The following is a 23,789-nucleotide window of genomic DNA, read 5'->3' on the forward strand; positions in this document are numbered from 1 at the left end:
AAATGTACACACTTATCAGAGGAATAAATTTATTTTTTGAAATTGTAACATGGTTGATTATAGCAAGGGTTATTTTATCCTGGATTAGACCTAATGTTCAAAATATGAGCTGGAGAAAAATTATTATATTTATTTATAATGTTACTGAACCAATCCTAGGTCCAATAAGAAACATTCTGCCAACAACAAATATTGGGATTGATTTTTCTCCTCTGGTTGCAATATTTGCTCTTTCAATAATCAAAAATTTTATTATAAGAATTCTAATTTAAGGTGGTATTTGAATGCTGAATAAAGAAAAATTATTAAGTCACCTTTATGAAGAAGACGAAAAACTTCTTGGTTCTCAGATTATAGATAAAATAGAACAGGTGCTTAGATATAATAAAGAACAGTCAACTGATTTTTTAAATCCCTATCAGCGGGAAATAGCTACAAGTTTATTAATTCAAATTTCAGATATTAATTTTAAAAAAGAAGGTGGTTATAAATCAGCAGAAAGAAAAAGAATAGTTATTTTCCCGGAGTATTTATTTCCAGATCTTGTTGATAACTTTATTACTATATATGAAATTGAAGGAAATTTTTCTTTTCAGAACTTGAGTCATAGGGATTTTCTTGGAGCTTTAATGGGGCTTGGTATTCAGAGAAAAATGATTGGTGATATATTAATTAATCAGGATACAGTTCAGTTTATTACTGCTGAAGAAATAAAAGATATAATAGAGATAAAACTAAAAAAAGTGCATGAGGTACCTGTTGAAATAAGAGAAATCAAAGAAGATGATTTAATTATTCCTGCTAAACATGTTAAGAAAATTTTAACCACTGTACCTTCAATGAGACTTGATGCAGTTGCCAGTTCTGGGTTTGGCTATTCACGCAGTAAAATGTCAAGAGATATAAAAAACGGCAGAATTAAAGTGAACTGGAAACAGGTAACTGATCCTGCCTTTGACATAGAAATAGGTGATTTAATTTCTGTTAGTGGTCGAGGAAGAGTTAAAGTTTCTGAAGACAGAGGACTTTCAAATAAAGATAGAATAAAATTAACTTTAAAAAGGTTTACTTAAAGGAGGCTTGACTTTGAAAATTACACCACTTGATATTTATAATAAAGAGTTTAAAAAATCTACTTTTGGTTATAATACAGATCAGGTAGATGAGTTTATGGATGATATAGGTGTAGCCTACGAAAGGCTGCTGAAGGAAATGAACAACCTAAAAGATGAAAAACAGTCACTGCAGGAAAAGCTCAGCAGTTATAAAGATATTGAAGAAAGACTGGAAAACACCCTGCAGGTCATGCAGGATACAGTTGATAAACGAATTGAACAGGCTAATAATGAAGCTAGAATGATAGTTAAAGAAGCTGAGTTGAAAGCACAGCAGATTAAAGATGATGCAGAAAAAGCAGTTGCTCAGGAAAGAAGGAACTTTGAACAGCTGAAAGAAAAGAAAAACTTTTTTAAAATTCGTTTTCAGACACTTCTGGAAAGTCATTTAGAAATGCTGAAAGAAGATGATGACAGAGATTATGCAGGAACAGAGGATAGTCCTGATAATAATTTGACTAATAACGATTAATAGTTTATAATTGTAAGAAATGTATTTATAATATTAATGCTTTGATCAGGATAGTAACTATTGGCATATTTAAAGCGAATCGGGTATGGTGTGAGCCGATAATATAAAAATAGTGAAGATCACCTGTGAGCTGATATTGCGAACACAAGTAGCAATATCCGTATTTCTGCGTTAAAGAATCTGAGATGATATTTTTTAATTATCAATTAGGGTGGTACCGCGGTCCTTCGCCCCTTTCCAGGGTAAGGACTTTTTTTAATTTTATATATTTTTAGGGAGGTAATAATTAAATGAGTTATAAAGAAACCATCAATTTACCAGATACAGAATTCCCAATGAGAGCTAATTTAAGTGAACGGGAAAATGATTTTCAAGCTTACTGGGAAAAGAATAATATTTATGAAAAAGCTGTTAAAAAAAGAGAAGGTAATAAACCATTTATTCTTCATGATGGGCCACCATATGCCAATGGAGATATTCATATCGGTCATGCACTAAACAAAATATTAAAAGATTTTGTGACAAGATATGCCACTCTGAAAGGTTATTATTCACCATATGTTCCAGGTTGGGATACCCACGGTCTTCCTATAGAACATCAGGTTACAAAAGAAATGTCAGATGAAGAAAGAGATAAACTTACTGTTGGAGAGCTGAGAGAAAAATGTACAAATTATGCCCTTAAATATATAGATCGTCAGAGGGAGCAGTTTAAGCGTCTGGGTGTTTGGGGAGAATGGGAAAATCCTTATTTAACACTGGCACCAGAATATGAAGTTAAACAGATTGAAGTTTTTGGGGATATGGCTAAGAAAAATCTTTTTTATAGAGGGAAAAAACCTGTTCACTGGTGTCCACACTGTGAAACAGCTTTAGCAGAAGCTGAAGTAGAGTATGGTGAAGAAAGATCACCCTCTATTTACGTTAAATTTCCTTTAAAAGATAAAGTAACTGTTGGTGGAGTAGATCTGAGTCCAGAGGACAGTTATGTTGTAATATGGACTACAACTCCCTGGACTATTCCTTCAAATATGGCTATTACATTTCATCCAGATTATTCATATGTGGTTGTAGAAGTTGATGGAGAAAAACTTGTTATGGCAGAAGAATTAGTAGAATCTGTTATGGCAAATACTGATATTAAAGATTATGAAGTAACTAGTGAACCTTTTAGTGGAAAAGAACTGGAAAACAAAAAATGCGTTCATCCACTTATTGATAGAGATTCGCTGCTTATAATAGGGGATCATGTAACTTTAGAACAGGGTACAGGGTGTGTTCATACAGCTCCAGGTCACGGTCATGAAGATTTTGTTGTTGGCCGAGAATATGGATTAGATGTTTATGCCCCAATGGATAACAAGGGATATTTTACAGAAGAAGCTGGAGAGTTTGCCGGCAAACATTTTGATGAAGTAAATATTATGGTTACTGAAAAACTCAAAGAAAAAAACCTGCTTATGGATTTAAGTTTTATAGATCATCAGTATCCACACTGCTGGAGATGTAAAGGGACTCTGCTGTTTAGAGCTACAGATCAGTGGTTTGCTTCCATAGATGCCATAAAAGATCAGACTTTAAAAGCAATCAGTGATGTTAAATGGTTTCCATCCTGGGGAGAAGAAAGAATGAGAAACATGGTTGCAGAGAGGTCAGATTGGTGTATCTCCCGTCAAAAAAAATGGGGAGTACCTATTCCTATTTTTTACTGTGATGACTGTGGTGAAACTGTAATTAATGATGATACTTTAGAGGAAGTTAAAAGGCTATTTGCTAAAGAGGGATCAGGTGCATGGTATGAATATTCTGCTGAAGAGCTTCTTCCTGAAGGATATAGCTGTCCACACTGTGGTGGAGATAATTTTACAAAAGAAGAGGACATAATGGATGTTTGGTTTGATTCCGGCTCCAGCCACAAGGCAGTTATGGAAGCAAGAGATTATTTAACCTGGCCTGCCCAGATATATCTGGAAGGTACAGATCAGTATAGAGGCTGGTTTAATTCTTCGCTTCTTACAGCAGTAGCTACTTATGGAAGAGCCCCTTATAATGAAGTCATTACAAATGGATTTACCGTTGATGATAAAGGTATTAAAATGTCAAAATCTCAGGGTAATATTGTATCACCACATACAGTTATTGATCAGTATGGGGCAGATATTTTGAGATTGTGGGTGGCATCTTCTGATTTCAAAAATGATATTAAGGTATCAGATAATATTTTAAAACAGAATTCGGAAGTTTACAGAAGAATAAGAAATACATTCAGATTTATACTTGGCAATATAAGTGACTTTAATTATGAAGATAATTATGTTGAATTTAAAGATAGGCCGGAATTTGATCGCTGGATTATGAATAGGCTGCAGGATTTAATAGCAAAAACTACTGCTGCTTATGATGTATATGAATACCACAGAGTTTATCATGATGTTCATAATTTCTGTACTATAGAGATGAGTTCGCTGTATGTCGATATAACAAAAGATAGACTTTATACAGATGGAACAGATTCTTTAAGCAGAAGGGCTGCACAGAGTACTCTGTATGATATTTTAATGGCTTTAGTTACACTTATTGCTCCAATTTTACCACACACATCAGAAGAAGTATGGCAGTTTTTACCTGATGAAGTAAAAACAGAAGAAAGTGTATTTTTAACTGACTGGCCTGAATGCAGAGAAGATTATTATGATGAATCTCTGATGGAAAAATGGGAAGCGCTGCTTAAGATTAGAAAAGATGTTGGAAAAGCACTTGAAATTGCAAGAGCAGAAAAAGAAATAGGTAATTCTCTGGAAGCAATGGTTGTTTTAAAAGCAGATAGTCAGCCTCAATTGGATCTTTTAAACAGCAACCAGGGGCTTTTAGCTGATCTGTTTATTGTTTCCCAGGTTGAACTTAATTCTGAACTTGCTGATGATAAAATTCATATAGGGAGTGAGACAGGTATAGGCGTAAAAGTACAGCCTGCTAAGGGAGAAAAATGTGCACGCTGTTGGAAATATAGTGAGACTGTTGGAGATGATAAGGAACATGAAGATATCTGTGAAAGATGTTCGACAGTAGTAAATGAAGAAAGTAGTTAATATAAATTATAATTATAAAACTCAAAGCGGCCTAAAAAGGCCGCTTTTTTGTTTTAATTGTAATAGTTATTTCTATTCATATTTATTCTTTATATGTCTAATAAAATAATAAGAGCATAAAATTATGTCAGAGGAAAGTTTTGTAAAATAATTTATCACTAGTTATATTATGGCTTCTGCAGCTAATTATTTTTTGATCGTTATATTCTAATTTTGTATTAAAATCTTGTTGGGGAAAACCATTTGTTTTTAGTGATTGTTCTTTTTTTTACATTATGTTAAAATGATAATGGAGCTGAAAAAAATGCTGTTTTTAATTATAATTATAACTGCTGTATTTGATCAATTGAGCAAATATATAATATCAGTACTGCTAAAGACAAATCAGGAAATTGTAATTATTAAATCATTTTTTAAAATAGTTAATTTAAAAAATTCAGGGGCTGCTTTTGGAATTTTAGAGGGTAGAAGAATTCTATTTATAATTGCTGCTGTCTTATTTCTTTTTTTCAGTATATATTTATATAAAAATATTTTTACAGATAATATGATGACAAAAATAGGACTTGGCCTTACAGCTGGAGGCACTATTGGTAATTTAATTGATAGAATTTTTTATGGATATGTTGCAGATTTTATCGATCTATCATTCTGGCCTGTATTTAATTTTGCTGATTTATTTATTACTGCTGGTATTATTATTTTGGTACGGGAAATTTTACTAATCAATTACTGAGGTGCTTATATGGAAGAAAAAATTATAACAGTGAATGCTGAAGATTCACAGAAAAGAATTGATAAATTTCTTGCCGAAAAATTGGAAGGGAAATCGCGTTCATATATACAGAAGCTGCTAGAAAACGGTAGTATAACTGTTGATGATAAAGAGGTTCAGAACAGCTACAGAATTAAAGAAAATGAATTAATTAGAATTAAAATTAAAAAAAACAAGAAAGCTGATATTAAACCAGCTGCAATGGATCTTGATATAATCTATGAGGATAAAGATATTTTAGTTTTAAATAAAAAGGCTGGAATTGTGGTACATCCAGCACCAGGTCATTATGATGATACCATTGTAAATGCACTGATGGCCTATACTGATGATCTTTCCGGTATAAATGGTGTTAAACGTCCGGGTATAGTTCACAGGCTTGATATGGATACTTCAGGTGTTCTGATTGTTGCTAAAAATGACCACAGTCACAAATCTCTTGTTGAGCAGTTTAAAATGAGAGAAACGCAAAAATATTATTTGGCACTTCTGAAGGGTAATATTCCTTATCAAAAAGGAAAAATTGATGCTCCTATTGGTAGAGATCCTAGCTCTCGGAAAAAAATGGCTGTTAGAAAAAGACATAGTAAGAAAGCAATCAGCCATTTTAAAATAAAAGAAGAGTTTAAAAATCATACTTTAGTTGAAGTAAAAATTGAAACAGGGAGAACACATCAAATTAGAGTCCATTTTTCTTATATGGGATACCCTGTTGCAGGAGATAAAAAATATGGGAATGGTGAGGAAAAATTATCTATAAATCGGCAGATGCTTCATGCATATAGGCTGATAATTACTCATCCTGTCTCCGAAAAAAAAATGGAATTTAAAGCAGAGCTGCCTGATGATTTTTCAGATATACTTAAAAAGTTGAGAAACTGATGTTTAGACTTTTCGGTTAAATATTTGTTTTTAATTAATATATTTTTCTATTTATAGCCTAATTTTAAAGAAGGATTTACAGCAGTTAAAAAGAAAATATAATACGAGGAGGTATTTATTATGTATAATTCTATAAAAATGACCGATGATGTTTACTGGGTGGGAGTGAATGATAGAGAGACAGATATTTTTGAGTCACTCTGGCCGCTTCCAGAAGGAATCTCCTATAATTCTTATTTAATAGATGATGACAAGGTAGCTTTAATTGATACAGTGAAAATCAATTACAATAATTCTTTTTTAGATAAGATTAAAAATGTTATTGGAGATAAAAAAGTTGATTATTTAATTGTTAATCATATGGAGCCTGACCATTCCGGTTCTATAAAATCTCTATGTGAGGCATATCCAGATATGAAAATTATCGGGAATCAAAAAACCATGAATTTTTTAGAAGGTTTTTATGGAATCACAAAAGGTACGAAAGTGGTTTCTGATGGAGATCAGATTGATTTAGGCACCCACAGACTGACATTTTATCTTACACCAATGATTCACTGGCCTGAAACGATGATGACATTTGATGAACATGATCAGATATTGTTTTCTGGTGATGCTTTTGGAGGTTTTGGTTCATTAGATGGATTTTTATTTGATGATGAACTAAATATAAATTTTTTTAAGGATGAGATAAGAAGATATTTTTCCAATATAGTTAGTAAATATGGAACAGTGGTCCATAACACTATTAATAGGTTGAGTAAAATACTTGATATAAAAATGGTGGCATCAACACATGGTCCTGTATGGAGAGAAAAAACGAATTATATCATTAGTGAATATGACAGATGGAGCAAACAGGAAACAGATGAGGGAGTTGTAATTGTTTATGGTTCAATGTATGGAAACACAAAAGTGATGGCAGAAGCTGTCGCCAGATCTCTTTCCGAAAATGGTATTGAAGAAATTAAGATATTTGATGTTTCCAGAAAAAACGTTTCTTTTATAATTAATGATATATGGAAATATAATGGACTGATTATGGGTAGCTGTACTTATAATAATGAAATTTTCCCACCAATGGATTATCTGCTTAAGAGTCTTGAAAGCAGAAATATTAAAAAGAGAGTTATGGGTATTTTTGGCTCTTACAGCTGGAGTGGGGGAGCGGTGGATAGATTAAAAGATTTTAGTGAGAAAGTCAGCTGCTGCACGGCTGAACCTATAGTAGAATCAAAATTTGCCCCAGATAGAAAAATACTCGAACAGTGTTATGAACTTGGTAAAAATGTTGCCCAAAAAGTTAAGAAAAACAATCAGTAGCAGTACAATAATGAATTTTTTTGGATAAAATTCATAAAATTGCAGGAATTTAAACAACTATTATAGAATAGTTTAAAAGCAATTATTAAAATCTTCAAATAAATATACTTTAAGATTTGAAGCAGAAACATACGATAATAATTATTGAAAGGCTGGTGTAAAAATTGAGTAGTGTTGAGACCAAAGATATCCGAAATTTCTGCCTTATTTCCCATGGAGGGGCGGGTAAAACAACATTAACAGAGATGATGCTTTTTAATACAGGCCAGATTGCTGAACCTGGTAAAGTTGAAAAAGGAAGTACACATTCTGATTATACAGCTGTCGAAAAAGATCATCAATATTCAGTAACTAACAGTTATTTTTCTTTTTCCTGGAAGAATAGACTTATTCATTTAGTCGATACACCTGGTTATGCTGATTTTAGGGGGGAGGTAGCCAGTGCACTAAGAATGGTAGAAAGTGCTGTCTTATTAATTGATGGAAGTTCAGGTATTGAAGTAAATACAGGATATGTGTGGAAATCTGCTGTAAAAAATAATCTTTCAAGGGCTATATTTATTAATAAACTTGATAAAGAAAATTCTAAATTTGATGAGGTTGTAGAAGAACTTGAAAATGAGTTCAATACAAGTTTAGCAGTTATTTCAATACCTGTAGGAAAAGGTGAAAATTATGAAGGCATTATAGATCTGCTGGATGAAAAATTTTACAGGCTGGAAAATGGCAAAGAAATAGCTGCTGATATTCCAGAATCTGAAAAAGATAGGGTTGAAGAATACCGCACCAGACTTGTTGAATCAGTAGTTGAATTAGATGATGAGTTGATGATGAAGTATCTTGAAGATGAACCTATTTCAGATAAAGAGCTGACCAAAGCTTTTGTTAAAGGTGTTGAAATGAGAGAAGTTGTACCTTTAATGGCAGGATCAGCTTTAAAGAACTCCGGGGTAGACAGGCTGCTTGATCATTTAATAAAAATTTTCCCATCACCAGACAGCGAAAATTTGGACGAAATGGTTTCAGATGGAAGTGCTCCTGAAATTAGCATAGATGCACCATTTAGCGGCCTTGTATGTAAAACAATGGTGGATCCCTATATAGGTAAGTTGTCTATCTTTAGAGTGATTTCAGGTACTTTATCCAGAGATGATATAGTACATATTCCCAGAATTAATGATGAAATAAAAGTTACTAAGCTTTATAAATTGAATGGTTCTGAACAGGAGACTGTTGAACTGCTTTCTGCAGGAGAGATTGGGGCTGTTGCAAAACTGGATGAACTAGAAACTTCAGATACTATTAGAAATCCTGAACTTGATGTTGTTTATAAAGATATTGATTTTCCAAAACCTATGTATACAAAAGCAGCATATGCAGCAGATAATAATGATGAAGAAAAAATGGCTTCTGCTCTGCAGAGATATAGTCAATCTGACCCAACATTTAAAGTTGAATATAATAAAATAACAAAAGAACTTTTAATTACAGGTATGGGAACAGTTCATTTTGCTGTTGTAAAGGATGAGTGTAAAAGAAAATTTGATGTTGAATTTGAAACATCAGATCCCAAAGTTGCATATAAAGAAACTATTCAGACTAAAACTGATGTTGAGGAAAAATACAAAAAACAATCTGGTGGGCGAGGCCAATATGGACATGTATTAATGAAGATAGAACCTTTATCAAGAGGCGAAGGTTTTAAGTTTGAAGAAGAAATATTTGGTGGAGCAATTCCCAGTCAGTATATACCGGCAGTAGAAAAAGGTATTGTAGAAGCTATGGATGAAGGAGTTCTTGCTGGTTATCCTGTTGTTGATTTTAAAGTTGTGCTTTATGATGGTTCATATCATGATGTTGATTCATCTGAAATGGCATTTAAAATCGCAGCTTCTAAAGCTTTCAAAAAGGGAATTGCACAGGCAAAACCAGTATTGCTGGAACCTATTATGGAAGTTGAAGTTACAGTTCCACAGGATTTTATGGGAGATATTATAGGAGATTTTAATTCCAGGCGCGGTCGAATATTAGGTATGGATCCAAAAGATGGTGTTCAGATAATTAAAGCCAAGGTTCCGCAGTCAGAAATGTTCAGCTATGCTGTTGATTTGAAATCAATCACCGGTGGTTATGGAACATTTGATATGAAATTCTCTCATTACGACAAAGTACCATCAGATATCAGTGATAAGATTATAAGTGCAGCACAAAAAGAAGATTAATATAAAAGGCCAGCTGTAAAAAGGCTGGCCTGCTTTAATAAATAAATTAATATATAATTGATTGGGTTATCTGGAGGAATAATTATGGTTTTTTTATTAATAATATTAACAGCAGTATTATTTTCTATCCCGGCATATTTCCCCTCACTATTTTTTTTCAGCTGGCTTGCATTTATACCTCTTGTGATTGTTATTTTTGGGGAAAAACCACAAAAAGCTTTGATTAGAGCCTGGACAGCAGGTTTTTTTATTTCTCTTTTGAAAAATTATTGGATTTATCAGCCGCTGAAAGATTTTACCTCTATTTCTGCAGTTTTTATAATTGTTCTTCCACTTATATATTTTATTATAAGCGGCTTATGGATGGGGATATGGGCTTTTGTAAATAATTTTATGCAGTCTAAATATGAATTTAGTCCATTTATAGCAGCTTTTATTTGGAGTACAATTGAGTTTTTTCGTTTAAACTGGATAAAATTACTTCCTTTCAATTATTTGGCTTATTCTCAATACAAATTTAATCCACTGCTGCAGCTGAGTTCGGCAGGTGGTATCATTTTAACCGGTTTTATAACAGTACTTCTGGGAGGGTATCTTGCAAAAATTTATTTAAAACCTTCTTTTAAAAGAGCAGTACCCTTTTTAATAATTATTTTTTTAATAGTTACTTTTCCTTATTTTTATATGTCAGATATTACAAGCAGCTATAAATTTACAGAAGCAGAGATTATTTCAACCAAAATTTTGCAGAAAAATAAATGGGATTTTGAAAATACAGAAAAAATTATTGATGAAATTACTGCAAAGATAAACAGCAGTAAAAATGATTTAATCTTTACCCCTGAAACATCCTTAACTTTTGATTTTAATAGAAATGGATATTATAGAAATCTTTTTAAAAAGAAAATTAATATTCAGGATAAATATATTCAGATTGGCAGCAGATCTTCTGGAAATGATAAAAAAAAAGAGAATATATATAACAGCCAGTTTTTAATTAACAGTGAGCTGGATATTTTGGATAGATATAATAAAAATGAATTATTTATTTTTGGAGAATATATGCCTTATCCTGATCTTGTTGGTTCACTGACAGGCTATTATGTTGAAGATATTAGTTCTGGAGAAAAAAGAGAACCTTTTCAATTAAATGATCTGTCATGGCTTAATTTAATATGTTCAGAAATATTTTTTCCAATTAAAAATCAGCAGCAGGAGTATGATTTTATTGTTAACCCAAGCAATGAAGCCTGGGTTAGGTCAGAGGTTTTAAAAAATATGATCTGGTCAACAGCTGTCTATAGAGCTGTTGAAAATAGAAGATCAGTTGTTAAAATCAGTAATATGTCGTATTCGGGTTATATTTCTCCAATCGGAAGAGAAATTAATAAAAATTATAAAAAGAGTGAGAAAATGCATTTAAAAATTGCACTAACTGATATAACAAGTTTTTATCAGCGAAACGGAGAAATTGCTGGAAAGACAATTTCTTTATTTACCATTTTTCTATTAATGATAAAAATTACAGCAGCAAAAAAGAAAAAAAGCAGCAGTTAATCTGCTGCTAATCTTTCGACCAGTTTTTCATCTGGGTCTGTATATATAGTTTTGTAATCATCATAATAAACAAGGCCAGGTCTGGCTCCTTTTGGCTTATTTACATTTTGAACTTCTGTAAAATCTACAGGTACATTTTTAGACTGCCGCGCTTTGCTGTAATATGCTGCAAGTACAGCAGCTTCATTTAGGGTTCTTTCAGGTACATCTTTATCTGTATCACGCTTAATAATTACGTGGGAGCCGGCAATAGTTTTTGTATGAAGCCAAATATCACCAGGATTTGCTATTTTTTTGGTTAAGTTATCATTCTGCCTGTTATTTCTGCCAACTAGAATAGTATAGCCGTCACTGGAGAAAAATTTGCGCGGACTACTTTTATCTGGTCTGCTGTTTATTTTTCTTCGGCTGCTGTTTTTTTCTTTTATATATCCTTCAGATTTTAGCTCTTCTTTTATTTCTTCTAATTCTTCTTTTTTTTCTGCCTGTTTAATATTCAGACTTACCTGATCTAAATATTTTTCTTCATGTCTTAGTTTTGCAATTTCTTTTTTTATATAATTTACACTTTTTTTAAGTTTATTATATTTTTTGAAATATTTTTGAGCATTTTCTGATGGAGTTAAAGAAGGGTCTAAATCAATGTTTATATTATTTTGTTTTTCGCTGTAAAAATCTGTCAGCACGGCTTTTTCCATTCCTTTTTCTAATTGATATATATTAGCTGTGATTATTTCGCCTATTTTTTTGTATTTTTCGGCATTTTTGCTTTCTTTTAGTTTTTTATATAATTTTTTTTGTTTTTCTTTATTATTATTTAAAAAGGAGCCGGTAATTTGTGACAGCTGTTTTTTTAATTTGTTAAGTTCTTTTTCTTTGATGAAGAATCTATAATAATAGTCCAGCATTTCTCCTGTGTTTTCAAATGTTTTGTGTTCTGCTGCCTGTCTGTGTTCTAATGGAAAGGCAGAAATATAATCTATCTCAAAATTTTCTTTTATTCCCAGAGTCGGTTTGAAATTTTTATTTTTAATATTTTCAGTTAATGATAAAAATTCGTCTGCAAGTGCATTTTTTTCGGCTTTGTTTAAATTTTGATAGCTTTTATTATAATCAACCTCAGCCTGATAGGCAATTTCTTTTGCAGAATAAGGCCCTATTCCTCTAAAATTATACATAATAGATTTAAAAGCAGATTGTTCCAAATCTTTTTTAACAGCAGAAAAAATGTCGGTCTTTGATCTTACTTTAATGGGATTAAATTTATTCTGTCCTGGAGGATATTCATATTTTATTCCTGGATACAGCTGTCTTTTTCGGCTTATCTTTTTACCAATTCTTTTTAAAGAATCAAGTACTATACCTTTATCATCAACCAGGATAATATTGCTGTATTTTCCCATCAGTTCTGATATTAATTTAAATTTATTATTCCGTTTTTCTATAATGATTTCTATAATACGCTCAAAATCAGGTTGAATAATTTCTTTTATATAGGTATCTTTAAGATGTTTTCTTAAAAGCATGCAGAAATCAGGTGGATAAGGTGGAAAATCATAATTTAATTTTGTTAAATGCATTCTGGCATCCTGTGAATCAATAGAGACAGCTAAATTTAGATTTTTACCGGTTTGACGCAGATTAAAGACAAGCAGTTTATTTTCTATCTGATAAACTTTTTCAATTCGTGCTCCAATTATTTCCTGTTTAAGGTCACTTTTTATAGCAGAAAGCATTATACCATCAAGTGCCATATTTTATCACTCCTATCTTTTCTATACTTTAGTATAAAAGAAAGATGATAGTTAGTCAATCAATTAAAGATAGGAGTTTCCCCAAAATTTATTTTTAAGCTGCAAAAAGGGGGCTTTAGTCATCAACGAAATTTTTAGATTTATCTAAAACTCAATTCGGGTGTGAAATAGGGCACACTAATCAATGAGTCCTCCTGACTCATGATTAGCTCACTCCATCCTGCAGTTCAACCCTATTTTTTCCTTCATTTCGTTAAGATTCATTGACTAAAAATTTCAATATTCCTGCATCTCCCCTTTTTGCAGCAGTATATAAAAAATGGGGAAAGTCTATTTGAGTAAATTGCGAAGCAAATGAGGCTTTTAATAACAGTAAGTACAGAGGGTGATAATTTTTCTTTACCCCAGAAACAGGGTATATAAGGGTATTATTCAGGGAAAAAGCATTAAAATAAATAAATTGACCCCAGATCGTAAAAAAATGCATAAAAAAGGGTGAAACCCCTTGGTATAAGTGATATAATGGTAGTTAAGAAGAACAACCAAAATACTTAACAAGGAGGTTTCACCTGTGGCTATTATACCACAAATGAGTCTGTTTGACTACCGTGAAATAGAATCTTTAGGAGATTTAGAAAGATTACGTCTTGTTCTTGAATATTTACCCGATGAAGAATTTATGCAGCACCTGGAAAATGAACGGGGTAAAGGCAGAGATGATTATCCCATAAGAGCCATGTGGAATTCGATACTGGCAGGTATAATCTTTGAACATAAAACAACAGCAAGTTTAAGGCGTGAGCTTTCGCGTAATGGACAGTTAAGGAGTATGTGTGGATTTAAGAATTGTAAGGTACCACCGCCCTGGGTTTATAGTCGTTTTTTTAATAAATTACTGGAAGATGAACATCAAGAATATATAGAAGGAATTTTTAATAAATTGATAGAAGAATTAAAAGAATTACTTCCGGACTTTGGAGAAACACTGGCTGTAGATGGTAAAGCAATAGATAGCTTTGCTAATTCTCATGATTACGATAAAAAGGAAGAATTGAAAAATGATAGAAGACGAGATTTAGATGCCGATTATGGCAGTAAAACGTATTGCTATGAGGATGAAGAAGGTAATAAATACAAAAAGGTAAAAAGCTGGTTTGGTTACAAACTCCACCTGATAGTGGATGCAGCATATGAACTGCCGGTAGCATTTAAAGTAACCCCGGCCTCAAATGCAGAGCAGCCGGCAGCTCATGAACTAATAGATGAGCTTGATGAAACACATCCGGAGATAATGGAAGACTGCAATTATTTTCTTGGAGACAGGGGTTATGATGATGGAAAATTAATAGCAAAATTATGGGAAGAATATAAAATCAAACCGGTTATTGATATTCGTAACATGTGGAAAGATGGAGAGGAAACTAAACTGGTTGAAGGCGAAGAAAATGTAGTATATGACTATTGTGGTAATGTGTACTGCCATGATCCTGTAACAGGAAAAAGAAGAGAAATGGCATTTGGAGGATTTGAAAAAGACAGAAACACCTTAAAAGAGAGATGTCCTGCCGAGCATTATGGCTTAGAATGCAGGGGAAAAGATAAATGTCCGGTGGCAATGGTACAAGAATTTCACTGGAGGAAGATCCCCGTGTATTTACTCCTGTAGCCCGTCAGAGCTATAAATGGGACAGAATATATAAAGCCAGAACTTCAGTAGAAAGAGTAAATAGTCGTCTGGATGTTTCTTATGGATTTGAGAATCATACAGTAAGAGGCATAGATAAGATGGAACTTAAATGTTCTCTTTCTTTAATGGTTATGCTGTCAATGGCAGTGGGACGAATAAAAGAAAAACAGAAAGATAAGATGAGAAGCCTGCTGCAGCCTGCATAACAAAAAAATATCAGAATAAATTAATTTTAAAAGATTAAGCTGCTTTATAGGGGTTAGTATACCCTTTTTGAAGTAAATTAATGGAAAAGAACTGCCAAAAATGTTTATGTGACTGAGATGAAAAGTTTTAATTATTATTGGAGATATTTACTGCAGATTTTCTATTCTTTTTTAAGAAAAAACTGTACAAAGCAAAAAACTCTTTATTTATCACCCTTGTCAAATTTATATTGCTGTGATATTATAATTAAATATAAGCGAGGTAAAGCTAATCAATTATAAATAAGAATCTGGGAGGTTTTTTAATGAACGTTAATTTAATCAATATAGGTTTTGGCAATATTGTTGCTGGAAACAGAGTTATCGCAGTGGTTAGTCCAGAATCAGCTCCAATTAAGAGAATAATTCAGGAAGCACGCGAAAGAGGTATGCTGGTTGATGCAACATATGGGCGCAGAACAAGAGCTGTTATTATTACTGATAGTGACCATGTAATTTTATCTGCTATTCAGCCGGAAACTGTTTCTCACAGATTAGAAGATAGTAAAGAATAAGGTCGAGAATATGATGAGTATGGGGAATGGTATATTATTTGTGCTTTCGGGTCCCTCAGGTGTTGGTAAAGGAACTGTTTTAGAAAAATTAATGGAAGATTATAATGGTGTTTCCTATTCGGTATCAGTCACTACACGCAAACCACGCAGTGGGGAAATCGACGGGGAAGATTATTTTTTTGTTTCAGAAGAAGAATTTAAAAAGATGAAAAAAAATGGTGATTTTATTGAAAGTGCTAGAGTTCACGGAAATTGCTATGGTACTCCAAAAAAATTTGTAGATAGAAAGATAAGTAAGGGAGAAGATATTATTCTGGAAATAGATATACAGGGTGCTGTTCAGGTTCGAGAAAAGTATCCTGATGCTGTATATATTTTTTTAATTCCTCCCTCTTTAGAAGAGTTAGAAAATAGATTGAATAAAAGAGGATCGGAAGATAGTGAAGCAAAGACTTTAAGACTAAAAAATGCAAAATCAGAACTGCAGGAAGTACATAAATACGATTATGAAATCTTAAATGATAATCTAGAAGATGCTGTTGAAGATTTAAAATATATTATTGAAGAAGAAAAAAAAAGGAGAGATAAAAATGATTACTGAACCTTCTGTTGATCAGCTGCAGGATAAAGCGGATAGTATTTATACAGTTGTAATTCTTGCTGCAAAAAGGGCCCGTCATTTAAATATGGGCGGCAGAGATCTGCTTTCTAATTATAAAAGCAATAAACCTGTATCCAAAAGTTTAGAAGAAATTGCTAAAGATAAAATTTCTTATAGGAAAAAGTCGAAAAATACTATTAAATAAAAAGGAGATTAAAAAATGTCAGCCAATATTATTTTGGGAGTAACGGGAGGAATAGCAGCTTATAAGCTGCTGAATGTTGCCAGCAGTCTGACAAAATCAGGTTTTAATGTTTACACAATTATGACTGATTCTGCAGCTGAATTTGTTAGCCCATTAACCTTTCATTCAATTACACATCTGCCAGCTGAAAAGGATTTGTTCAGCAGCTGGAATAGTGGGGGGGTAAAGCATATAGAGCTGGCCGACAAAGCAGATCTGTGTTTAATTGCGCCAGCTACAGCTAACTTTATTGGCAAAGCAGCTGGTGGGATTGCAGATGATCTTCTCACAACTGTTATACTTGCTGTACAGTCTCCTATTTTAATTGCCCCATCTATGAATGTACATATGTATGAAAATAAAATTGTACAGAAAAATTTAAAATTTCTTGAAGAAGAGTTGGATTATAAAATCATTACCCCTGAATCGGGCTATTTAGCCTGTGGTTATGAGGGCCGGGGCAGACTTCCAGAACCTGAAATTTTAGTTGAATCTGTAAAAATGTTTTTAAACAAGAAAGATTTAAAAGGAAAAAAAGTTATGATATCTGCCGGCCCAACCAGAGAAGCAGTTGATCCTGTAAGATATATTTCCAATTATTCAAGCGGGAGAATGGGTTATGCACTTGCCAGAGCAGCGGCTTTTAGAGGAGCTGAGGTTACTCTTATATCTGGCCCGGTGTCTTTAGAAAAGCCTCTGGGGGTAGACTTAATCAATGTAGAATCTGCAGAGGAAATGAAAAATGCTGTTTTTCAGAATTTTTCTGAACAGGATATAATTGTTATGGCAGCAGCAGTAGCTGATTACAGACCTAAAGAGAAAAAAAATAAGAAAATAAAAAAATCCGATTCTATAATGACTTCTAATTTAAAGCTTGAAAGAACAGATGATATATTATTTAATTTAGGTAAAGAGAAAAGAAAAGATCAAATATTGATTGGATTTGCTGCTGAGACTGAATCTCTGTTGAAGAATGCTAGGAAAAAACTAAAAAAGAAAAATGCGGATTATATAATTGCTAATAATATAAGTAACAAGAAGTTAGGATTTGGCAGCAGAGATAATAAGGTTACTATATTAAGTGTAGAACGTGTTAGCGAGTTTCCAATTATGGATAAAGAAGAACTTGCAGATGAAATATTTGATTATATTATTGGTGCAGAAAGGAAATAAGTTAATAAGATTTTTTTAATGTCAAGGAAATTATACCAGTTAGTAAGCCTTTTTTTAATTTTAAAAATTGACTTTCCCCATTTTTGCAACTTTAAAAATAGTTTTGGGGAAACTCTTATTTAATCTTTAAAATTGACTTTTATTTCCTTATAGCATATAATTAAATAATAAATAAATTCAATTATCTTTTCTGGGGGGTGAAAAAAACAGAATAGGACAGTTTGGCAATTTTTGATAATTTTAACAACGAGGAGGTAGAAGTTTAGAATGAAAAAAACACGAATATTTGTATTTTTTGTTATTTTAATAGTATTTATGGCCAGTTTATCAGTATCGGTTCTGGCCCAAGTTGTAGAAAAGGGAGGAACTTTAGTATTTGGTCGTGGTGGTGATTCTGTTGGTCTTGATCCAATTCAGGTTACAGATGGAGAATCATTTAAAGTAACACAGCAGATTTATGACACACTTGTTGATTATAAGCCCGGGACAACAGAAGTTATACCTGCACTGGCTACAGATTGGGATATTTCCGATGATGGACTGAGATGGACTTTTCACCTTAGAGAAAATGTGGAATTTCATGATGGAAATCCATTTAATGCAGAAGCAGTAAAATGGAATTTTGACCGCTGGCGTTTGGAAGATCATCCCTATCATATAGGTGGAGAATTTACTTATTATGGCTATATGTTCCAGGGTTTTCCAGGGATTATAGATGAAGTTAATGTTATAGATGAATATACTGTGGAATTTATACTCACAGAAAAACAGGCTCCTTTTTTAAACAACCTTGCTATGGTTCCTTTTGGGATTTCAAGTCCAGAAGCAGTTAAAAAATGGGGTGAAGATTATTTTAAACACCCAGTAGGAACAGGAGCATATAAGTTTGTAGAATGGAATCAGGGAGATAGAGTTATTGTTGAGGCAAATGAGAATTACTGGAGAGAAAGGGCTTATCTTGATAAAATTGTATTTCGATCAATTCCAGATAATGCAGCACGTTTTATGGAACTTCAGGCAGGTACAATTGATATGATGGATGGCCTAAGTCCGGAAGATGTTGATGCAGTTAAAGATTCTTCTGAATTGAAACTTACACTTCGCCCTAGTATGAATGTTGGTTACCTTGCCATGAATTTTAAATTTGAACCATTTGATGATGTTAGGGTAAGGCGTGCTTTTAATCATGCTATTAATAAAGAGGCTTTAATTGGAGCATTTTATTCTGGTCTTGGAGAACCTGCCAAAAATCCTATGCCACCTTCCATATGGGGGTATAATGACGATATTGAGCCATATGAATATAATTTAGAAAAAGCAAAAAAATTGCTTGATGAAGCTGGATATGAAGATGGTTTTGAATTTGATTTATGGTATTTACCTGTGCCGAGACCATATATACCTCAGGGTAAGTTTATTGGACAGGCTATTCAGAGTTATTTAAGTGAAATAAATGTTAAAGCTAATTTAGTAACTTATGACTGGAGTACTTATCTTGACAAAACAGAGCATCAGGAAGCACCTACCTATATGTTAGGATGGACAGGCGATAATGGTGATCCGGATAACTTTTTATATGTTTTACTGGACAAAACTAACAGCAACAATGCTTATGAAAGTGAAGAACTGCATGAGGTTTTAATTGAAGCACAAAAGACTATGGACCGGGAAAAACGTATTGAACTTTACAGAAAAGCACAGAAGATAATCCACAGAGATGCCCCGTGGGTACCTCTTGTACATTCAACACCACCTCTTGCTTTAAAATCTAATATTAATAATTTTATTCCTAATCCAACTGGAACAGAAAAACTGCACAGAGTTTGGCTGGACAAATAAAATTATTTAACTTTAATAAGCATTTTATTAATCTGCGGCTGAATTCAGCCGCAGATTATCTTTAAATAGGAAGGTGTTAAAAAAACAATGCTCAATTATATAATAAAAAGACTGCTGGCTTTAATCCCAATTTTAATTGGTGTTGCTGTAATAGTATTTTTGATTGTACATTTGATACCTGGAGATCCAGCCCAGACAATGCTCGGTGAGAGGGCTACTGATGCACAACTTGAACGGCTGAGGGAAAGCATGGGACTGAATGATCCATTATATATTCAGTTCTGGCGCTATGTTAAGGATCTATTGCATGGTGATCTGGGAAGATCGATTATGAGTAATAATCCGGTTATATCTGAATTAAAAATAAGGTTTCCAGCTACACTGGAGCTTTCATTTTTTGCTATGATTTTTTCTGTTTTTGTTGGTGTTCCTGCTGGTATTTTTGCAGCTATAAACCAGAATTCTTGGTTTGATAATTTAAGTATGATGGTTGCACTTATAGGTGTTTCGATGCCTATTTTTTGGCTTGGACTTATGTTTATCTGGTTATTTGCTGTTGAACTTGGCTGGTTCCCTCCTTCTTCCAGGATAAGTGTAGAGACTGTTTTAAATCCGGTGACAAATTTATATGTTGTTGACAGTATTTTAAATGGAAATTTTACTGCCTTAATAGATGTTCTTCATCATTTATTTTTACCGGCAGTTGCCCTGGGAACTATTCCTATGGCCATTATCGCCAGAATGACTCGTTCCTCTATGCTTGAGGTTTTGAGGCAGGACTTTATAAGAACTGCTTATGCAAAAGGATTAAAAAGAAAAGCAGTGATTTTTAAACATGCTTTGAAAAATGCACTGGTACCAATAATAACGGTTGTTGGACTTCAGTTTGGTGTTCTCTTAGGGGGAGCAGTTATGACAGAAACTATTTTTTCCTGGCCGGGTCTGGGGAAATATCTTGTTGACGCTATATATGCAAGAGATTTTCCAATAGTACAGGGAGGAATTTTGTTTTTTGCTGGAGTATTTGTATTTGTTAATCTTATAGTTGACCTGTCGTATGCAACTGTAGATCCGCGGATTCAGTACGAGTAGAGGAGGAAATTAGAATGGCGGGAAAAAATAATAAAAAAATAAAGCAGAAAAAAATAATGCAAAAAAATACCAATCCATGGCTGGAAGCTTTTAGAAGATTAATAAAAAGCAGAATTGGAGTAGCGGGGCTGACAGTAATATTTCTACTATTACTTGTCGCTGTTTTTGCTCCTGTACTGGCACCATATGATCCTTTAAAAACAAATATAATGGCTAGATATAAAGCTCCATCATCAGAGCATCTGCTCGGAACAGATGGTATGGGAAGAGATATATTAAGCAGAATTATATTTGGATCCAGAATTTCACTACAGGTTGGTTTAATTTCTGTATCTCTGGCCCTGATTTTTGGAGTTGGGTTTGGACTTGTTGCAGGTTTTTATGGTGGAAAAGTAGATATGATAATAATGAGATTGATGGATATAATGCTTGCTTTTCCCAGTATTCTTTTAGCTATAGCAATTGTAGCTATTTTAGGACCACAACTAAAAAATGCCATGTTGGCTATTGGAATTATAAATATACCACGGTTTGCGAGGATTATTCGCTCATCGGTACTTTCAATTAAAGAAAGTGAATATATTAGTGCTGCCAGAGCACTTGGTGCAGGTGATATGAGGATTTTATTTAAGCATATCTTACCAAATGCAATGGCTCCTTTAATTGTACAGACCACTTTGAGTATTGCTACAGCAATTCTGGAAGCAGCTGCATTAAGTTTTCTTGGCCTTGGAGCTCAACCACCTTCTCCAGAGTGGGGAGCTATGTTAAGTGATGCAAGAAGTTCTCTTCAAAAAGCACCATGGGTAGCTACATTTCCTGGATTGGCAATAATTTTTGGTGTATTAGGGTTTAATTTACTTGGTGATGGTTTGAGAGATGCACTTGATCCTAAAATGAAAAATGTATAATAATTATCGGACAGCAGTTATGCTGTCCTTTATTTTGATTTTTTAAGGATTAATCATATAATCTTTATAAAGAGAGGGGTGCCATCTGTTTTGAACCCGGTATTACTGCAAATAGGAAATATTGAAATAAGATGGTATGGAGTTTTAATAATAACTTCTATTTTTATATCTCTGTGTATTATTAATAAACTTCTAAAAAAAGAAAGATTTGTTGAAATTGAGTTTTTTTTAGATTTTCTTATTTATGGAATTCCAGTATCAATATTAGGTGCCAGATTATATTATGTATTATTTAATTATAATTATTATTTTAAAAATCCGTCATTAATATTTTCTATCTGGAGAGGTGGGCTGGCAATTCATGGGGCTGCTTTTTCTGGTGTTGCTGTACTCTATTATTTGAGCAGGAAAAGAAATGTTCCGTTTTTAAAGCTGCTTGATATAATATCTCCAGCATTTGCATTTGCTCAAAGTATTGGTAGGTGGGGGAATTTTTTTAATAGAGAATCTTATGGAAGAATTGTTGGGGTCGAGTATATAAATCATTTTCCTGATTTTATAAAAAAACAGATGTATATAGGAGGGGTTTACAGAGAGCCTACATTTTTATATGAATCTTTATTTAATTTAATTTTGTTTTTCTATTTAATGATCTATTATAATTTTTCTGATAAAGATGGTAATACATTTGCATATTATCTGTTGTTTTATTCTGCTGCCAGGTATGTGATAGAAGATTTTAGAACAGACAGCCTCATGCTGGCTGATTTGCAGGTTGCACAGATAGTAAGTGTTTTTTTAATAATGCTGTCTTTATTTATAATAGTTAAAAATTCATCAGATAGCTAAAACAGTTATTAAAGTAGCTCAAAATCATTATATTATCATCTTATTTTATCTATAAATATAAGTATTTAATAAGGCTTGTCGAGCAGCCAAATTAATTGACAGTTTTTAGCTAATATGCTACACTATATTTATTAAGAAAAATTAGAAAATTATTGGTATATATATGAAAGGTGATAATATGACAAGGAAGTATCTTTTTACATCTGAATCAGTAACTGAAGGGCATCCAGATAAGGTTGCAGATCAAATTTCAGATGCTGTATTAGATGCAATTATTGCTGAAGATCCACAGGCTAGGGTTGCCTGTGAAAGTTTTGTTACAACAGGACTAATTTTAATTTCTGGTGAGATTTCAACCTCATGTTATGTTGATCTTACTGAAATTGCTCGAAAAACAGTTAAAGAAATTGGCTATACAAGAGCAAAATTTGGTTTTGATTCAGAAACCTGTGCTGTTTTAACAGCAATTGATGAGCAGTCAAGTGATATTGCTCTGGGAGTTGACCATGCTTTAGAAGAAAAAGAAGGCAGCTCAGCTTCTGAATTGGGAGCAGGAGATCAGGGTTTGATGTTTGGATATGCTTCTGATGAGACCAAAGAATTGATGCCGCTGCCGATTATGCTTGCTCATAAACTGGCCAGACAGCTTGCATATGTTAGGAAAAATGGCCCTTTAAAATATCTGCGTCCTGATGGAAAAACACAGGTAACAGTGGAATATGAAGACGGTAGACCTGTTAGGGTAGATAAAGTCCTTATTTCTTCACAGCACCATCCTAAAGTGAAACAGGAGCAGATAAAGAACGATATAACAGAAAGTGTTATACATAAAATCATACCTGAAAAATTTATAGATAAAAACACAGAAATTTTTGTAAATCCAACCGGAAGATTTGTAATTGGAGGACCTAATGGTGACACAGGACTTACTGGCCGAAAAATTATTGTAGATACATATGGAGGTTCAGCACGACATGGTGGAGGAGCTTTTTCCGGAAAAGACCCAACCAAAGTTGACAGGTCAGCTTCTTATGCAGCCCGATATATTGCTAAAAATATTGTAGCAGCAGAGCTTGCCAGAAGATGTGAAGTACAGATTTCATATGCAATTGGGGTTGCAAAACCTCTTTCTGTAATGATAGAGACTTTTGGTACAGGTGTTATAGATGATTATCAGCTAGAAAAATTTGTGAAAGAAGAATTTGATTTAAGACCGGCCAAAATAATAGAAAATTTGAATCTGAGAAGGCCTATTTATAGGCAGATAGCGGCTTATGGTCATTTTGGAAGAGATGATCTAAATCTACCATGGGAAAAAATTGATAGAGTGGAAAATTTGCGCAGAAGAGCAGGATTAAATTAAATACATCATTTTGCCGGAGGTGGAGGTCTGCCTTCGGTTTTCAATTATATATAAAATAATACAATAGTAGTGGTGAAATTA

The 23,789-nt window shown here is 33.1% G+C and carries 19 protein-coding genes, 1 pseudogene and 1 other annotated feature; of the genes and pseudogenes, 19 read left to right on the forward strand and 1 reads right to left on the reverse strand.

Features of this window, described 5'->3' with window-relative positions:
- Nucleotides 1-2 precede the first annotated feature (2 nt).
- From DFR78_RS00190 to lnt, 9 genes are all read left to right on the forward strand, one after another.
- Nucleotides 3-272: a YggT family protein gene (locus DFR78_RS00190; RefSeq protein ID WP_114456832.1), complete on the forward strand. Its 270-nt coding sequence runs from the start codon at nucleotides 3-5 to the stop codon at nucleotides 270-272.
- Between the two features lie 12 nt (nucleotides 273-284).
- Nucleotides 285-1,073: a photosystem II S4 domain protein gene (locus DFR78_RS00195; protein ID WP_114456833.1), complete on the forward strand. Its 789-nt coding sequence runs from the start codon at nucleotides 285-287 to the stop codon at nucleotides 1,071-1,073.
- A gap of 13 nt (nucleotides 1,074-1,086) precedes the next feature.
- Nucleotides 1,087-1,587 carry a DivIVA domain-containing protein gene (locus DFR78_RS00200; RefSeq protein ID WP_114456834.1) on the forward strand — a complete coding sequence of 167 codons (501 nt, stop codon included), beginning with the start codon at nucleotides 1,087-1,089 and terminating at the stop codon, nucleotides 1,585-1,587.
- Nucleotides 1,588-1,619: 32 nt separating this feature from the next.
- Nucleotides 1,620-1,825, forward strand: a binding site (T-box leader).
- A gap of 52 nt (nucleotides 1,826-1,877) precedes the next feature.
- Nucleotides 1,878-4,676 carry an isoleucine--tRNA ligase gene (ileS, locus tag DFR78_RS00205; RefSeq protein WP_114456835.1) on the forward strand — a complete coding sequence of 933 codons (2,799 nt, stop codon included), beginning with the start codon at nucleotides 1,878-1,880 and terminating at the stop codon, nucleotides 4,674-4,676.
- Nucleotides 4,677-4,980: 304 nt separating this feature from the next.
- Complete coding sequence (gene lspA, locus DFR78_RS00210) at nucleotides 4,981-5,412, forward strand: signal peptidase II (RefSeq protein WP_158531679.1); 432 nt, start codon at nucleotides 4,981-4,983, stop codon at nucleotides 5,410-5,412.
- 9 nt (nucleotides 5,413-5,421) lie between these two features.
- Entirely contained in the window at nucleotides 5,422-6,333 is a 912-nt protein-coding gene (locus tag DFR78_RS00215) for an RluA family pseudouridine synthase (RefSeq protein WP_114456837.1), read from the forward strand.
- A gap of 120 nt (nucleotides 6,334-6,453) precedes the next feature.
- Nucleotides 6,454-7,656 carry an FprA family A-type flavoprotein gene (locus tag DFR78_RS00220; RefSeq protein ID WP_114456838.1) on the forward strand — a complete coding sequence of 401 codons (1,203 nt, stop codon included), beginning with the start codon at nucleotides 6,454-6,456 and terminating at the stop codon, nucleotides 7,654-7,656.
- A 164-nt stretch (nucleotides 7,657-7,820) separates the two neighbouring features.
- Nucleotides 7,821-9,878 (forward strand): elongation factor G, encoded by a 2,058-nt coding sequence (gene fusA / locus DFR78_RS00225; protein ID WP_114456839.1) that lies wholly within the window; start codon nucleotides 7,821-7,823, stop codon nucleotides 9,876-9,878.
- 84 nt (nucleotides 9,879-9,962) lie between these two features.
- Nucleotides 9,963-11,435, forward strand: coding sequence for an apolipoprotein N-acyltransferase (gene lnt / locus DFR78_RS00230; RefSeq protein ID WP_114456840.1), 1,473 nt, complete (start codon nucleotides 9,963-9,965; stop codon nucleotides 11,433-11,435).
- Here lnt and DFR78_RS00235 read toward each other — a convergent pair.
- The gene (locus DFR78_RS00235) at nucleotides 11,432-13,189 is read right to left on the reverse strand and encodes an NFACT family protein (protein ID WP_114456841.1); all 1,758 of its coding nucleotides are present in this window, start codon (nucleotides 13,187-13,189) and stop codon (nucleotides 11,432-11,434) included. The two genes, lnt and DFR78_RS00235, sit on opposite strands and share 4 nt — an antisense overlap.
- Before the next feature lie 571 nt (nucleotides 13,190-13,760).
- Here DFR78_RS00235 and DFR78_RS00245 point away from each other — a divergent pair.
- The 10 genes and pseudogenes from DFR78_RS00245 (at nucleotide 13,761) to metK (ending at nucleotide 23,708) form a co-directional block, all read left to right on the forward strand.
- Nucleotides 13,761-15,082 (forward strand): annotated as a pseudogene (locus DFR78_RS00245) (transposase).
- 305 nt (nucleotides 15,083-15,387) lie between these two features.
- Nucleotides 15,388-15,636, forward strand: coding sequence for an extracellular matrix/biofilm regulator RemA (gene remA, locus DFR78_RS00250; RefSeq protein WP_114456843.1), 249 nt, complete (start codon nucleotides 15,388-15,390; stop codon nucleotides 15,634-15,636).
- 19 nt (nucleotides 15,637-15,655) lie between these two features.
- Entirely contained in the window at nucleotides 15,656-16,237 is a 582-nt protein-coding gene (gene gmk / locus DFR78_RS00255; protein ID WP_199505519.1) for a guanylate kinase, read from the forward strand.
- Entirely contained in the window at nucleotides 16,227-16,442 is a 216-nt protein-coding gene (gene rpoZ, locus DFR78_RS00260; RefSeq protein ID WP_114456845.1) for a DNA-directed RNA polymerase subunit omega, read from the forward strand. The genes gmk and rpoZ overlap by 11 nt, the downstream gene beginning before the upstream one ends.
- Nucleotides 16,443-16,457: 15 nt before the next feature.
- The gene (gene coaBC / locus DFR78_RS00265; protein WP_114456846.1) at nucleotides 16,458-17,654 is read left to right on the forward strand and encodes a bifunctional phosphopantothenoylcysteine decarboxylase/phosphopantothenate--cysteine ligase CoaBC; all 1,197 of its coding nucleotides are present in this window, start codon (nucleotides 16,458-16,460) and stop codon (nucleotides 17,652-17,654) included.
- A 267-nt stretch (nucleotides 17,655-17,921) separates the two neighbouring features.
- Nucleotides 17,922-19,493, forward strand: coding sequence for an ABC transporter substrate-binding protein (locus DFR78_RS00270; protein ID WP_114456847.1), 1,572 nt, complete (start codon nucleotides 17,922-17,924; stop codon nucleotides 19,491-19,493).
- An 87-nt stretch (nucleotides 19,494-19,580) separates the two neighbouring features.
- Nucleotides 19,581-20,585 carry an ABC transporter permease gene (locus tag DFR78_RS00275; RefSeq protein WP_114456848.1) on the forward strand — a complete coding sequence of 335 codons (1,005 nt, stop codon included), beginning with the start codon at nucleotides 19,581-19,583 and terminating at the stop codon, nucleotides 20,583-20,585.
- 14 nt (nucleotides 20,586-20,599) lie between these two features.
- Nucleotides 20,600-21,496 (forward strand): nickel transporter permease, encoded by an 897-nt coding sequence (gene nikC, locus DFR78_RS00280; RefSeq protein ID WP_114456849.1) that lies wholly within the window; start codon nucleotides 20,600-20,602, stop codon nucleotides 21,494-21,496.
- Between the two features lie 90 nt (nucleotides 21,497-21,586).
- Nucleotides 21,587-22,345: a prolipoprotein diacylglyceryl transferase gene (gene lgt, locus DFR78_RS00285; protein ID WP_233486920.1), complete on the forward strand. Its 759-nt coding sequence runs from the start codon at nucleotides 21,587-21,589 to the stop codon at nucleotides 22,343-22,345.
- A 178-nt stretch (nucleotides 22,346-22,523) separates the two neighbouring features.
- Entirely contained in the window at nucleotides 22,524-23,708 is a 1,185-nt protein-coding gene (metK, locus tag DFR78_RS00290) for a methionine adenosyltransferase (RefSeq protein WP_114456851.1), read from the forward strand.
- Nucleotides 23,709-23,789 lie beyond the last annotated feature (81 nt).

It is taken from the genome of Halanaerobium sp. MA284_MarDTE_T2, assembly GCF_003337245.1.
Classification (GTDB): domain Bacteria; phylum Bacillota; class Halanaerobiia; order Halanaerobiales; family Halanaerobiaceae; genus QPJE01.